General features: G+C 65.4%; 14 protein-coding genes. 6 read left to right on the top strand and 8 right to left on the bottom strand.

The window, feature by feature from the left end:
- The first annotated feature begins 24 nt into the window (after window positions 1–24).
- Window positions 25–684, top strand: coding sequence for an O-methyltransferase (locus KBX07_RS00450; protein WP_040423786.1), 660 nt, complete (start codon window positions 25–27; stop codon window positions 682–684).
- Here KBX07_RS00450 and glgC read toward each other — a convergent pair.
- A complete protein-coding gene (gene glgC / locus KBX07_RS00445; RefSeq protein WP_005290771.1) occupies window positions 681–1,907 on the bottom strand; it encodes a glucose-1-phosphate adenylyltransferase in 1,227 nt (408 codons plus the stop codon). The two genes, KBX07_RS00450 and glgC, sit on opposite strands and share 4 nt — an antisense overlap.
- A gap of 65 nt (window positions 1,908–1,972) precedes the next feature.
- On the opposite strand from glgC, the gene glgA reads away from it, so the two are divergent.
- Window positions 1,973–3,145, top strand: a complete 1,173-nt coding sequence (glgA, locus tag KBX07_RS00440; protein ID WP_256022553.1) for a glycogen synthase — start codon at window positions 1,973–1,975, stop codon at window positions 3,143–3,145.
- Between the two features lie 13 nt (window positions 3,146–3,158).
- A complete protein-coding gene (locus KBX07_RS00435; protein WP_255997013.1) occupies window positions 3,159–4,547 on the top strand; it encodes a GH32 C-terminal domain-containing protein in 1,389 nt (462 codons plus the stop codon).
- 27 nt (window positions 4,548–4,574) lie between these two features.
- Here the strand turns inward: KBX07_RS00435 and KBX07_RS00430 are convergent, their stop codons facing one another.
- The 7 genes from KBX07_RS00430 to dapE all read right to left on the bottom strand — a co-directional run bounded on the left by KBX07_RS00430 (window position 4,575) and on the right by dapE (window position 9,519).
- Window positions 4,575–5,450: a methyltransferase domain-containing protein gene (locus KBX07_RS00430; protein WP_255997014.1), complete on the bottom strand. Its 876-nt coding sequence runs from the start codon at window positions 5,448–5,450 to the stop codon at window positions 4,575–4,577.
- Between the two features lie 5 nt (window positions 5,451–5,455).
- Window positions 5,456–5,626: a DUF3117 domain-containing protein gene (locus KBX07_RS00425; protein WP_083770323.1), complete on the bottom strand. Its 171-nt coding sequence runs from the start codon at window positions 5,624–5,626 to the stop codon at window positions 5,456–5,458.
- A 6-nt stretch (window positions 5,627–5,632) separates the two neighbouring features.
- Window positions 5,633–5,998, bottom strand: a complete 366-nt coding sequence (locus KBX07_RS00420; protein WP_255995269.1) for a cell division protein DivIVA — start codon at window positions 5,996–5,998, stop codon at window positions 5,633–5,635.
- A gap of 10 nt (window positions 5,999–6,008) precedes the next feature.
- Window positions 6,009–6,719: a glucosyl-3-phosphoglycerate synthase gene (locus KBX07_RS00415; protein WP_256022551.1), complete on the bottom strand. Its 711-nt coding sequence runs from the start codon at window positions 6,717–6,719 to the stop codon at window positions 6,009–6,011.
- On the bottom strand, window positions 6,719–7,558 hold the full coding sequence (gene folP / locus KBX07_RS00410; protein WP_256022549.1) for a dihydropteroate synthase: 840 nt from the start codon (window positions 7,556–7,558) through the stop codon (window positions 6,719–6,721). Before folP ends, KBX07_RS00415 begins: the two co-directional genes overlap by 1 nt.
- Before the next feature lie 8 nt (window positions 7,559–7,566).
- Entirely contained in the window at window positions 7,567–8,364 is a 798-nt protein-coding gene (locus KBX07_RS00405; protein ID WP_256022547.1) for a TIGR00730 family Rossman fold protein, read from the bottom strand.
- Between the two features lie 69 nt (window positions 8,365–8,433).
- On the bottom strand, window positions 8,434–9,519 hold the full coding sequence (gene dapE, locus KBX07_RS00400) for a succinyl-diaminopimelate desuccinylase (RefSeq protein WP_256004506.1): 1,086 nt from the start codon (window positions 9,517–9,519) through the stop codon (window positions 8,434–8,436).
- A 51-nt stretch (window positions 9,520–9,570) separates the two neighbouring features.
- Here dapE and KBX07_RS00395 point away from each other — a divergent pair, with 51 nt between their 5' ends.
- The 3 genes from KBX07_RS00395 to KBX07_RS00385 all read left to right on the top strand — a co-directional run bounded on the left by KBX07_RS00395 (window position 9,571) and on the right by KBX07_RS00385 (window position 13,505).
- Window positions 9,571–10,518 (top strand): succinyltransferase, encoded by a 948-nt coding sequence (locus tag KBX07_RS00395; RefSeq protein ID WP_255997016.1) that lies wholly within the window; start codon window positions 9,571–9,573, stop codon window positions 10,516–10,518.
- A 57-nt stretch (window positions 10,519–10,575) separates the two neighbouring features.
- Entirely contained in the window at window positions 10,576–12,042 is a 1,467-nt protein-coding gene (locus KBX07_RS00390) for an amino acid permease (RefSeq protein ID WP_305083292.1), read from the top strand.
- Between the two features lie 128 nt (window positions 12,043–12,170).
- Complete coding sequence (locus KBX07_RS00385) at window positions 12,171–13,505, top strand: amino acid permease (protein WP_256004541.1); 1,335 nt, start codon at window positions 12,171–12,173, stop codon at window positions 13,503–13,505.
- The last annotated feature ends 70 nt before the right edge of the window (window positions 13,506–13,575 follow it).

Genomic DNA, 13,575 nt, shown 5'->3' with positions numbered 1-13,575 from the left:
TCCCTGCCCCCGCGGCCCAGTAGGATGAGGCGCGTGAGCGATTCTGCATTTACTTCCCTGACTAGTTACATCGAATCCGCGCCGATGGACGCCAACCATGCCATCGCGCGTGCCGACGCCGCCGAGTACGGCCTCACCGCCCCCTCCCCCGCCCTCGGCAACCTGCTGGGCACCCTGGCTGCAGGCGCAGGTGCGGCGGGTTCTGGCGCGACGGGCGCGGTGGCGATCACCCCGGCCGCCGGTGTCGTCGGGCTGCACATCCTCCACGGCCTGCCCGAAAAATCCACATTGACCTGTATCGATCCGGAGGCGGATCACCAAAACCGCGCGAAAGCGCTGTTCCGCGAAGCGGGCTACCCCACCTCGCGCACCCGGTTCCTCCCCTCGCGCCCGGTCGACGTGCTGGGCCGCCTGGCCACGCAGGCGTACCACGTGGTTTACATGGACGTTGAGCCCGTCGACCTGCCGGCCGCGATCGAGGCCGCATGGCCACTGCTCAGCCCCGGCGGCACCCTCGTGGTCGTGGGATCGCTTCTCGACGGCACCATCGCCGACCCCTCCCGGAAAGACCGCGACACCCTCGCCGCCCGTGAAGCGGATGAGGTTGTGGAGGGGTTTGAGGGGGCCGTCGTCACGCGTCTGCCGCTGGATGCCGGCGTGACGCTGGTGACGCGAAAAGGCTAGTACACTACCTCGCCCTTGCCCACGACGGTGACCCCGCCGTCAGAGATCTTGAACTCGCGCTCCTCGTCGTGGGCACGGTTGATGCCCACCGTGCCGCCGTCGGACACGTAGACGTTCTTGTCCAGGATCGCGTGGCGGACAATGGCGCCCTTGCCCACGCGCACACCCGGCATGAGGACTGAAGATTCGACCGTCGCGCCGTCCTCGACGTGCACGTCAGTAGACAGCACCGAGTTGCGCACCGTCGCACCTGAAATGATCGAACCCGGCGCAATGATGGACTCCTGCGCAATACCGCCGGAGACGAACTTTGCCGGCGGCAGGTTCTCGTCCTCGGTCGAGTGAATCGGCCAGGACTTGTTGTAGAGGTTGAACACCGGGTGGATCGAGATGAGATCCATGTGCGCGTCGTAGAAATTGTCGATCGTACCGACATCACGCCAGTAGCCCTTATCGCGCTCGGTCGCGCCCGGAACCTCGTTGGAGGAGAAGTCGTAAACATTAGCTTGGCCTTTACGCACGAAGAACGGGATGATGTCGCCGCCCATGTCGTGCTCAGACGCCTCGTTGACATTGTCCTCGCGCAGAGCGGAGATGAGCGCCTCCGTGGAGAAGCAGTAGTTGCCCATCGACGCGTAGGTAACATCCGGGTCGTCCGGGGTGCCCGGAGGGTCAGCCGGCTTCTCCAGGAACTCGGTGATGGAGCCGTTCTCGTCAGCCTGGATGCACCCGAACGCCGTGGCCTCAGAACGCGGGACGCGGATGCCAGCAACCGTGCATTCCTTGCCGGACGCAATGTGGTCCTCCACCATCTGCGCCGGGTCCATGCGGTAGACGTGGTCGGCGCCGAAGACCAAAACGTAATCCGGAGACTCGTCGAAGATCAGGTTGAGCGACTGCAGCAGCGCGTCCGCCGACCCTTGGTACCAGCGCTTGCCCAGGCGCTGCTGCGCCGGCACGGACGCGATGTACTGGTGCGTCGGGCCGGAGAAGTTCCACGCGGTAGCCACGTGACGGTCCAACGAATGCGACTTGTACTGCGTCAACACAGCGATGCGCATATATCCGGCGTTGACCAGGTTGGACAGTACGAAATCGATGAGGCGGTAGTTACCGCCAAAGGGCACGGCAGGCTTGGCACGGTCGAGAGTCAGCGGGAAAAGGCGCTTGCCTTCACCGCCGGCGAGGACGATGGCGAGGACATTCGGCTGGCGACTGTTCATACTGCCCAGACTAGGGAAAATCCCATCCGTGCGCACGGTTTGAAATGTCACTAGTCTCGGAAAGCATGAGAGTCGGAATGATGACCCGCGAGTACCCGCCGGAAGTGTACGGCGGGGCAGGTGTCCACGTGACTGAACTGACCCGTTTTATGCGTGACATCGTCGACGTGGACGTCCACTGCATGGGCGAACCGCGCGAGGGCGAGAACATCTACGTCCACGGCGTCGACCCGGAACTGACCGAGGCCAACGGCGCGATCAAGACGCTGTCCACTGGTCTCCGGATGGCGCATGCCGCCGACAACGTCGACGTGGTCCACTCGCACACCTGGTACACCGGCCTAGGCGGCCACCTTGCTGGCCTCCTGCACGGTGTCCCCCACGTGGTCACCGCCCACTCGCTGGAACCGGACCGCCCGTGGAAGCGCGAGCAACTCGGCGGCGGCTACGACATCTCCTCCTGGTCCGAGAAGAACGCGATGGAAAACGCCGACGCGGTCATCGGCGTGTCCACCGGCATGAAGAAGGCAATCCTCGAGGCCTACCCGAACATCGACGAAGACAAAGTCCACGTCGTGCTCAACGGCATCGACACGGAAGACTGGCACCGCGTCGGACCCGGTGACGCGGAGAGCAACGGTGTCATCGAGCGTCTCGGCGTGGACACATCCAAGCCCATCGTCGCGTTCGTTGGCCGCATCACCCGCCAGAAGGGTGTCCCCCACTTGGTCAAGGCGGCCCAGGATTTCGACGAGGACATTCAGATCATTCTCTGTGCCGGTGCTCCGGATACGCCGGAGATTGCAGACGAGACGCAGGCGCTCGTCGATAAGCTACGCGAAGGCCGCGGCGGCGTGTACTGGGTCACCGACATGCTGCCGAAGGAAGAAATCCGAGAGATTTACTCCGTGGCCGACATCTTCGTCTGCCCGTCGGTGTACGAGCCGCTGGGCATCGTCAACCTCGAAGCCATGGCGTGCGAAACCGCCGTTGTCGCCTCCGACGTGGGCGGCATTCCGGAGGTCGTCGTCGACGGTGAGACAGGTACCCTGGTCCACTACGACAAAGATGACACAGAAACCTTCGAGAAGGATCTGGCCGAAGCCGTCAACGCGCTCGCCGCGGACACCGACCTGACCAAACGCTACGCGCAAGCAGGCCTGACGCGCGTGAAGAAAGAATTCACCTGGGACAAGATCGCCCAGGAGACCGTCGACATTTACAAGTCGCTGATCTAACAAAGGAGCACAGTTGAGCACCCTGAGACCGGAACTGCACGTCACTGCGGACAACGGCATCCTCGACGCCGCTGCCGGCATGCTTCGCGACGGCGACAACTGGCACCTGTTCTACCAGTACGAAACCGAACCGGGCGCACCCGCGCGCTGGGCGCACAAGTTCTCCGAGGGCAACCCGTTCGACTTCTACGAGTGCAACGACGTCATCGCGCCCGTCGGCGGCGAAACGCGCGTACTCGCCGGTTCTGTCGTCGCCGGGCCCGCAGGCACCGACCTCTACTTCACATCCGAGACCTCTGCGGGCACCACGATCCAGGTCGCGCGTATCGACGACATCGGTTCCCTCTGCGACAACATCGACGATTCCCACCAGGTCGACCCCGGTGTGCGCCGCATGGGCCCAGTGGTGAAAGACAAGGGCCGCTTCATCCGCTTCCGCTCCCCCTGCGTCGTGCCCGACTGGAGTGCCTCCGACGACCGCGAGCAGGGCCAGTCCGGCTGGCTCATGCTCGCCAGCACCGGCGAGGCCGACAGCCCCATGCCCGTCGTGCTCGAATCCGCCGAAGAGGACACCTGGACGCTCATCGGCCCGCTGCGCTTCGTCGGCGACACCGGCATTCCTTCGGACGTCCGCGTCGTCGCTCCCCGCATCTTCCGCCTGCGCGACGAGGTCGACGGATTCATCTACGACGTCCTCTTCCTCACCCAAGAGCTGGAAAAGTGGGACCTGTCCGGCTACCTGATCGGCGAGCTCAACGGCAACGAATTCACCGTCAAAGCACCATTTAGCCGCATCGACCACGGCCACGACTTCACTCGCCCCCGCACCACCAACTTCGTGCCCGGCACGCTTTCCGACGACGAGCGCTACGCCGAAGCCCGCATCTTCGGCCTCCTCGCAGAAACCGGCCGCGGCGGCGACCCGACATCCCAGCCGTCCTGGGCAGCGGAAGGCTGGGCCAACGCCCTGTCCCTGCCGCGCGTGGTCACCCTCGCCGGCGGGCAGCTCTACCAGACCCCCGCTCCGGGCCTGCCCGCCGCCGTCGACGCCACCGAGCACGCAATGCTGTGGACCGGCATGTGCGACATCCCCGCCGGTTCTGAGGTGAAGGTCGAGATTGTCGACGCAGCCGACAACGTCTGCGTGACCATCACCCACTCCGGCGACCAGATCACCGTGGACAGGCACGACGGTGACCCCGCCTCCGCCTCGCTCGACGACGAGGACGAGGACCACATCTCCGTGCTTATCGACGGCTCCGCCCTCGAAATCTTCGCCGGCGGCGGCGCCGTCACCTTCTCCAGCCGCTTCCGGCCCGAGGTCGGCGCGACGGGGTTGCGTGTGAGCACCTCCGGTGACGCGCAGATCCTCAACCAGTGGCGCCGCGGCGCTGCGCGCTAAACACTCCGCGCGCTAGGTCCTTCTCGCCTAGACCTTCCGCAGACGGGTGAGCTGCGCCCGCGCCGTCACCGTCATCGTCTCCGGTAGCGCGGCGACGCGCTCAGCGAGAACCTCCGGGGCGAGATGGCGTGCCGAGGGGCTCATGCCCACCTGGGCGGCGATCGATTCGCGGTCGAGCTTCATGGGAAACTCGACCAATTCGTGCGGGTCGTCGCCGACCGGTTCCAGGTAGCCGGCGGCCTGCTCAAGCATTCGCTCGACTTTGCCCTCCTCGACGCCGAGGATCCCCAGCGGCACGCGCAGTTCGTCGAGGTGGCCGGATTGCGGCGTGAGGATAATGGCCTCGCCTCCGCTGCCAAGCGCTCGGGCGAACTCGGCCGGGTTGCGCGGCGCGAAGATGACCGTGATCACATCGATGGACTGGTCACGCACCGGCAGCCCCTGCCACACATCGGCAACGATGGCGCCGACCCTCGGGTGCGACTTCGCCAGGTGCTTCGCCGCCGGAACCGAAATGTCCACACCGACCCCGCGTGCCCCGTCCACCGCATCGAGCGTGTGGGCCAAGTAGTAACCGGTGCCGGCACCGACTTCGAGGATGGTGGGGGCTGAAGCGGCGGAGGAATCGTCGATAAGCGCAAGGGCGTCGAGGACGCGTTCGGTGACTGTCTCCACGAACGGCGCGAAGTGCCCACGCGACAAGAACGCCTCGCGGGAAGCGACCATCGCCGGGCTGTCACCCTCGTGCGCGATGCCTGCGCCGGACGCGAGCGTGACATACCCCTGGCGTGCTACGTCGTAGGAATGCCCGGACTCAGACACCAGGCGTGCGAAATCATCTGCGCCGTGCAAAGGTGTGCCGTCGACGGGGTCAGCGAGAACGTCGACAATATCCCGCAGCATTTGGCTTACTCGCCTGCGACGCCGAGCAGCAGGTTGCCCAGCTCAGCCGCCTCTTCGTTGTTCAGCTCCACAACGAGACGGCCGCCACCGTCGGACGGAATGCGCATGACAATCTTGCGGCTTTCCTCCACAACCTCCATGGGACCATTTCCGGTACGTGGCTTCATTGCAGCCATGCAGTGTCACTCCTCGACATGTAGGTGAGAGGATCCTCGCTCAGAACCCTCGGTTAAGGTGTCTACAATCTTACGCTCATTCGGCGCGGCCGGAGCCAGCTCCGGGACCGCCCCAGGGGCTATCCCGCACTTGGCGACGAGCTGCTCCACGAGTGCATCCACCTGATCCTGGCGGTACCCGCGCGGGACGACTTCGAGCGCGATGTCGTCGATGCGGCCGCCCTCGACGGCGGCGCGGTTGGCTTGAATGACGTCGTGCGGCTCATCCATCGGCGGCAGCACTTCGCCGCGGCCGAAGATCGACGCGGACACCCATGCGCCGAACACGGCGATGGCGGCGATGACGAGGATGAGCAGCAACCAAGACAGCATGCTGGGGATATTACCGCACCCACGGCGGGCGCTCGGCGTGCGGCGCGAGCACCCCTGCGCGCGACAGAATGGTCCGCGCGACCGTTTCGGACATCTGCGTCAGCTCCGTCAACGGCCGGTTGCGGTGGGTTTTCAACCCGAGGTCCACTTGGGTGATGGATGCGGGGCCGTGGTGGGTGGTGACGTCGATAAGCAGGCCCGCCTCCACGCCATACCCCGCAGCGAACGGCAGGCGCAGGGCAGTCTCGCGGCGAATCGCGTACTCGCCGGCGAGTGGCTGGTCCAGCTGCGGCACGTCTGGAAAGAACAGGCGCAGCAGGGGTTTCGCGGTCAGTTCTGTGACGCGGCCGCCGTCGTTGGCGCGGCGGTACGCGGCCTTGACCAGGTGGATCGCCGGGTCCTCGAGCGGTGCGGCGAGCGTATCGACCCACCACGGTTCGACGGTGGTGACATCAGCGTCGAGAAACACCACGACATCGCCGCTCGCCGCCTTCACCCCGCGCCACAACGCCTCACCCTTGCCGGGGCGCACAGGCTGCGGGTCAATGTCGCGCCAGTTCAGCACGGTCGCGCCCGCCTCTGCCGCACGCTGCGCCGTGTCATCGCGCGAATCCGAGTCGATGACAAGCACTTCATCAGCGCCCGACGCACGCGCTTGCTTGACGACGCCCCCTACCGTCTCCCCCTCATCCAACGCCGGCACCACGACTGAAACGCGCATCAGCCCAGTCCTCTGACGGTGTCCCGGGGCGGTACAGTCCCCTGAATCGCGGCGGTCATGTAGAGCACGTCCATGGTGTCGGCGACCTCGTGGACGCGGAAAGCCGCGACACCCCGGGCAGCGCACCACGCCGTCGCGGCGAGCGTTCCGGTGACGCGCTCCCCGACGGGCTGGCCGTTCTTGCCCAGTGTCTCCCCAATGAAATCCTTGTTGGACAGAGCCATGAGGACGGGCCAACCGGTGGCGACGATCTCGTCGACACGCCGGAGAATCTCCAAGCCGTGAAAAGTGTTCTTGCCGAAGTCATGCGTGGGGTCGATGAAGACCTTGTCCTCCGGCACGCCGCAAGAAACTGCGCGCTCGGCCAGCGCGGTGGTTTCGGCGATGATGTCGGCGACCACGTCGTCATAATGCACCCGGTGCGGGCGTGTCCGCGGGGTGGCACCACCCGTGTGAGAGCAGACGTAGCCGACCTTGTGGGCGCCAGCGACCTCAACGAGCTCCGGCTCCCAGCCCGCCCACGTGTCGTTGATGATGGTGGCGCCCGCCGCAATCGCGGCTTCGGCGACCTCCGGGCGCCACGTGTCGGCGGAAATGTCGACGGTGCTTGCGGAGAATTCCTCGCGGACCGCAGCAATCAGCGGAACAATCCGGTCGATCTCCTCCGCCACACTGACGGAGTCGCCGGGACCAGCCTTGACACCTCCGACGTCGATAATGCTCGCGCCCTCGGCGACAATTCGGCGGGCTCGCTCAACGGCGCTGTCGAAGGCGAACGTCGCACCCTTGTCGTAGAAGGAGTCCGGGGTGCGGTTGAGGATGCCCATGATCCGGGCCATCTCACCCATCAGGCTTGGTGCGGCGTGTGAATGCTCCGCGGGTCGGTCATCTCGCGGTGGGACGCGCAAATGTACTCCACGGCTTCTTCGACGGAGTCGGTGACAAGGAAAAGCTCATCATCACCCGGAGAGATCAGGCCGCGGGCGAGCTGCTGACCGCGGATCCAGTCCACCAAGCCGGACCAGAACTCGGTGCCCAACAGGACCATCGGGAAATTGGTCACCTTGCCGGTCTGGATCATGCAGAGGACCTCGAAGACCTCGTCCATCGTGCCGTAGCCGCCGGGAAGCGAGATGAAGCCCTGGGAGTACTTCAAGAACATCGTCTTGCGGGCGAAGAAGTAGCGGAAGTTCAGACCCAGGTCGACCCAGTCGTTGAGGCCCTGCTCGAACGGCAGCTCAATACCCAGCCCGACGGACATGCCCTGTGCCTCGTGCGCGCCACGGTTCGGGCCTTCCATCAGGCCGGGGCCGCCGCCGGTGATGACGGCGTACCCAGCGTCAACAAGGGCCTTGCCCAGCTGGCGGGCCTGCTCGTACTCCGGGGTGCCCTCGCCCAGGCGTGCCGAGCCGAAGACAGTCACGGCCCAGCCCAGATCCTGCAGTGCATCAAAACCGGAGACGAACTCGCTGGTGATGCGCATGACGCGCCACGGATCGGCGTGTTTCCAATCGTGATCGGCGCGGCCCATCTCGAGCAGGCGCTGGTCATAGGTCGAGCTCCCGTCCTTATCTCTATTGCGCTTGAGAATCGGGCCGGACAGCGTGCGGTTTCTGTCCGGGCGGGGTGTGATCTGTGGGGCCACGGGGGAAACTTGCCTTTGCGTAGGGTGCGGGGGTGCTGAACTTATAAGGTGGCCGGCATCTGCCAGCTCTTACCTACTCTGCGGAGCGAGGAACTCGCGCAGAGAGTCGGCGACGGTGCGGATCTGGTCCACCGGGCACTGCTCATCAATCTTGTGGGCAAAGCCGGGGTCGCCGGGGCCGAAGTTCACGGCCGGAACCCCCAGACTAGAGAACCGCGACACATCCGTCCATCCGAACTTGGCACGGAAGTTCCCGCCGACGGCGCGCAGCAGACCCTTCGCGACGGGGTCGTCGAGACCCGGCAGAGCGCCGCCGACCGCATCGTCGTAGGTGAGTTCAAGGCTCTCGTCAATGTCTAGGACGGACTCAAGGTGCGCTTTGGCGTCCTCCAACGAGCGGTCCGGAGCGAAGCGGAAGTTCACCGTCAGCCGCGCCTCATCTGGGATGGTGTTGGTGGCCACTCCCCCGCTTATCCCCACGACGTTGAGGCCCTCGCGGTATTCGCACCCGGCGATGGTGACCGTGCGCGGCTCGTAGGCCGCCACGCGGCCGAGCACCCCGGCCAGGTCGTGAATAGCGTTGTGTCCCAGCCACGCGCGTGCCGAGTGGGCGCGCGTGCCGCGGGCGTCGACGAACACGCGGATCGTGCCCTGGCATCCGGCCTCGATAATCGCTCCTGACGGCTCGCCGAGCAGCGTCAAGTCGCCGTCGAGCAGCTCCGGGCAATCCCGCTCCAAGTGTGCCAGGCCGTTGTATTGGGCGGCGACCTCCTCGGCTTCGTAACAGATCAGGGTCAGGTCGGTGGTGAGGGAAGAAGCGTCGTAAAGCGTGGCGAACGCGTGCAAATAGCAGGCCAGGCCCGATTTCATGTCCACCGAGCCGCAGCCGAACAGCGTATCGCCCTCAACGCGGTGCGGGACGTTGTCCGCGATCGGCACCGTATCGATGTGCCCTGCCAGCACCACCCGCTGCCCCAACCCGCGGTGCGTGCGCGCGATGAGCGTGTGGCCGCGCCGGGTCACCTCCACGCCGTCCAACGCGCGCAGGGCCTCCTCGATCACATCGGCGATCTGCTCTTCCTCATGCGACGGCGACGGGATGTCGATCAGCGCTTTGGTCAGCTCAACAGGGTCCTGAAATAGATCTAACGTCACGTGGGCGATCTTAGCGCGCGGCCGCTGAGTCCCTTTCGTACGATGTGACGCATGGGTCAATCCGCACGCGCAGTAGGAATCGCCAACATCGCCGCCGACGGTACCGTGCTGGACAGCTGGTACCCCTCCGTGTCGCTTATCGACGACCCCGCCGACATCCTCGCCCCCTCCACCCGCCGCGTCAGCGCCAACGACCTTTCGCAGCGCCTGCTCAACCTCGTCGGAATGGACAGGGACCGCCGCGTCGAAGTGGTGCCCGTGCTCACCGAAATCGCCGACCTGGACGCTCCCGCCATCGACGCTCATGATGTCTACCTGCGCCTGCACCTGCTCTCCCACCGCAAAGTGCGGCCGCTGGAGATCAACATGACCGACTGCCTCGAGCACCTCGTGCCCGTGGCCTGGACCAACAAAGGCCCCTGCCTGCCCGACGACTTCGAGTACGTGCGCACCAACTTGCGCGCCCGCGGCACCATTCACGTCTACGGCATTGAGCGGCTGCCCCGCATGGTCGACTACGTCGTGCCCACCGGTGTGACCATCGCCGAGGCCGAGCGCGTCCGCCTTGGTGCCTACCTCGCCGAAGGCACCAGTGTGAACCGCGAAGGCTACGTCTCCTACAACTCCGGAACACTCGGCGCTGCCCGGATCGAAGGGCGACTGTCATCGGCGTGCGTCGTCGGCGGCGGCTCCGACCTGGGCCTGTCGTCGCTCGTCATGGCCGGCCGCTCCGGCGGATCCAACCGCACCCCGCTCCACATCGGTGCGGACTGCATCATCCACCCCTCCGCCGGCATCATTGACCTCGACCTGGGTGACCGCTGCGAAATCGGCGCCGGCGTCATGCTCGAACCGGGCACTATTCTCCATGACTCCCGCATCGGCACCGGCTTCGAATCCTACGTTCCCGCCCGCACCATCAACGGCCAGTCCGACATCACCATCACCAACGAAGCGCACAGCGCCACACCGGTGATCCGCGAGCGGCGCGCGCAATAACGCGAAATCCTCCCCTGATTTCTTGGTCAGCCCCCGCTATTCCTAGACTTGACATTTATGTCAACATCCCTGAACGCCGGGCTGAAAACCCGTCACCTGACCATGATGGGACTCGGCTCAGCTATCGGTGCCGGCCTGTTCCTGGGCACCGGGGTGGGTATTCAAGCCGCCGGCCCCGCTGTGCTCATCGCCTACATCATTGCTGGCGCCATCACCGTGTGCGTGATGCAGATGCTCGCCGAGATGGTCGCCGCGCGCCCGTCGTCGGGCACCTTCTCCACCTATGCCGAGGAAGCGTTCGGGCCCTGGGCTGGCTTCCTCATCGGCTGGCTGTATTGGTTCATGATGATCATGATCATGGCCGTGGAGATCACCGGTGCCTCCGCCATCATCGCCGCCTGGTTCAGCATCTCGCCATGGATTCCGGCGCTTGTGGCGATTGTCGTGTTCACGCTGATCAACTTCGCCGCCGTGCGCAACTTCGGCGAGTTCGAATTCTGGTTCGCACTAATCAAAGTCGTAGTCATCGTGGCGTTCCTGATTCTCGGCGTCGCGCTGTGGCTGGGACTGCTGCCGGGCACGTCGTTTGTCGGCCTGTCCAACGTCAGCGACATCGGCTTCATGCCCAACGGCTGGGGCGGCGTGGCTACCGCGCTGCTCGCCGTCGCGTTCGCCTTCGGCGGCATTGAGCTGGTCACCATCGCCGCCGCCGAATCCGAAGACCCCGAGGTCGCCGTCCACTCCGCAATCCGCACCATCATCTGGCGCATCTCCGTCTTCTACATCGGCTCCGTGCTGCTCATCGTGCTGCTGCTGCCGTTCAACCAGATCGGCGGCGCGTCCGACGCCTCCGAATCGCCCTTCACCGCCGTGCTGCGCCTGGCCAACATCCCCGGTGCCGTGGGCATCATGGAGGCGGTCATCGTCGTCGCGCTGCTGTCCGCGTGCAACACGCAGATCTACGGCTCCTCGCGCTTCCTGCACAACCTCTCCGTGCGCGGCGATGCCCCCCGCGCCTTTTCGCTTACCGACGCCCGCGGCGTCCCCCTGCGCGCCGTCATCGTCTCCGTCATCTTCGGATTCGTCGCCGTCGCCCTCCAATACTGGAACCCGCCGGGGCTGCTCGCCTTCCTGCTCAATGCCGTCGGAGGCTGCTTGATCGTGATCTGGTTCGCCATCGCGTTCTCGTTCCTGCGACTCCACCCGCGCCTGGAGGCCACCGGCCAGCTCACCGACGTCCGCATGTGGGCCCCGTCTGTCTTGCCGTGGGCAACCATTGCGCTGGCTGCTGGGATTGTTGTCCTCATGCTTACCGACGACGGCGGCCGCTTCCAGGTCATATCCGTCGCCGTCGTTGTCACCGTGATCACCGTCGCCGGGCTGATCTGGACCAACACCGGCGCGTTCAAGCGCCGCCGCGCTGATATTGCCGCGAACTCCCCCGCAGCACCCGCAGCGCTCGATGAAGCCACCGCAGACACCGACTCCACAACCGAAACCACCACCGAAGGACCCCGTCGATGACTACTGCCGCTAACACCTCCGGGCCGGACTCCGGCGCCAACCACGGCGCCACCACAACCGCCGCCGCGTCGACCGCGGACGCGAATTCTGAACTCGGCAGCGGCCTGAAGTCGCGCCACCTCACGCTCATGGGCCTGGGCACTGCCGTCGGTGCGGGCCTGTTCCTCGGCGTCGGCGTGGGCATCCGCGCGGCGGGACCGGCGATTTTGCTGGCTTACGTTATAGCCGGTGTCATCGTGATTTCCGTGATGCGCATGTTGGGTGAGATGGCGGCGGCGCGCCCGTCGTCAGGTTCTTTCGCGACGTACGGACGCCAAGCGTACGGCCACTGGGCGGGCTTCCTCCTCGGCTGGATCTACTGGTTCCTGCTCATCATGGCGTGCGGTGTGGAGATCACCGGCGCATCCGCCATCATGGCGGGCTGGTTCGGGGTGCCGCAGTGGATTCCGGCGCTCGTCGTCGTGGGCATTCTCACCGCCGTCAACCTCGCGCAGGTCAAGGGATTCGGCGAGTTCGAGTACTGGTTCGCCATGATCAAGGTCGCCGTCATCTTGCTCTTCCTGGTCATTGGTGCCGCCCTGTGGCTCGGCCTGTTGCCCGCCAACGGCTTCGTCGGGTTCTCCAACGTGACCGAATCCGGTTTCGCCCCCAACGGCATCGCCGGTATCGCCGCCGGCCTTCTCGCCGTCGCCTTCGCGTTCGGAGGCATCGAGGTGGTCACCATCGCCGCCGCCGAATCCGAGGACCCCGCCCGCAACGTGCGCAACGCCGTCAACTCCATCATCTGGCGTATCGCGCTATTTTACATCGGCTCGGTCATCGTGATCATCCTGCTGCTTCCCTACGCGCAGATCGACGGCGCGGACACCGCCGCAGAATCCCCCTTCACTCAGGTGCTGGACATGGCCAACATCCCGGGCGCGGCCGGCTTCATGGAGGCCGTCATCGTCTTGGCGCTGCTCTCGGCCTTCAACGCGCAGGTCTACGGCACGTCCCGCCTGGCCTACCAGCAGGCGCTCGAAGGTGACGCTCCGCGCTGGATGGCACGCACCAACGCCCACGGCGTGCCGATCAACTCGGTGCTCGTCTCCGTCTTCTTCGCCTTCGTGGCTGTCGGTCTGCAGTGGTGGAAACCGGCGGGCATGATCGACTTCATCATGAACGCCACCGGTGGCTGCCTCATCGTGGTGTGGATCATGATCACGCTGAGCTACATCAAGCTCAAGCCGGGCATCGCCGACTCCGCCGTCCAGGTCCGCGGCGCATCCTGGGTCCCGTGGGTCACGCTCGCCGCGCTCCTCGGCCTGGTCGTCCTGATGCTTTTCGACGCCTCCGCCCGCCCCCAAGTCATCTCCGTCACCATCCTCTCCCTCGTGCTGGTGGGCTTGTCTCTTCTCACCCCCGGTAGAAGCGTCAAAAACAACGGTGAAACCGCACCGGACGGGAACAAAACCTCTGCCTAATAGCGTTTCACGCGTGCCAAAGCTGAGATATCGCCCCCGATTCTCTAAGCTGGCTCACGGAAACAACGCG

This window comes from Corynebacterium sp. CCUG 70398 (genome assembly GCF_024454055.1).
GTDB lineage: Bacteria > Actinomycetota > Actinomycetes > Mycobacteriales > Mycobacteriaceae > Corynebacterium > Corynebacterium genitalium.
Note: the sequence above shows the minus strand (reverse complement) of the source record. Positions and strands in the feature narration are given on the sequence as shown.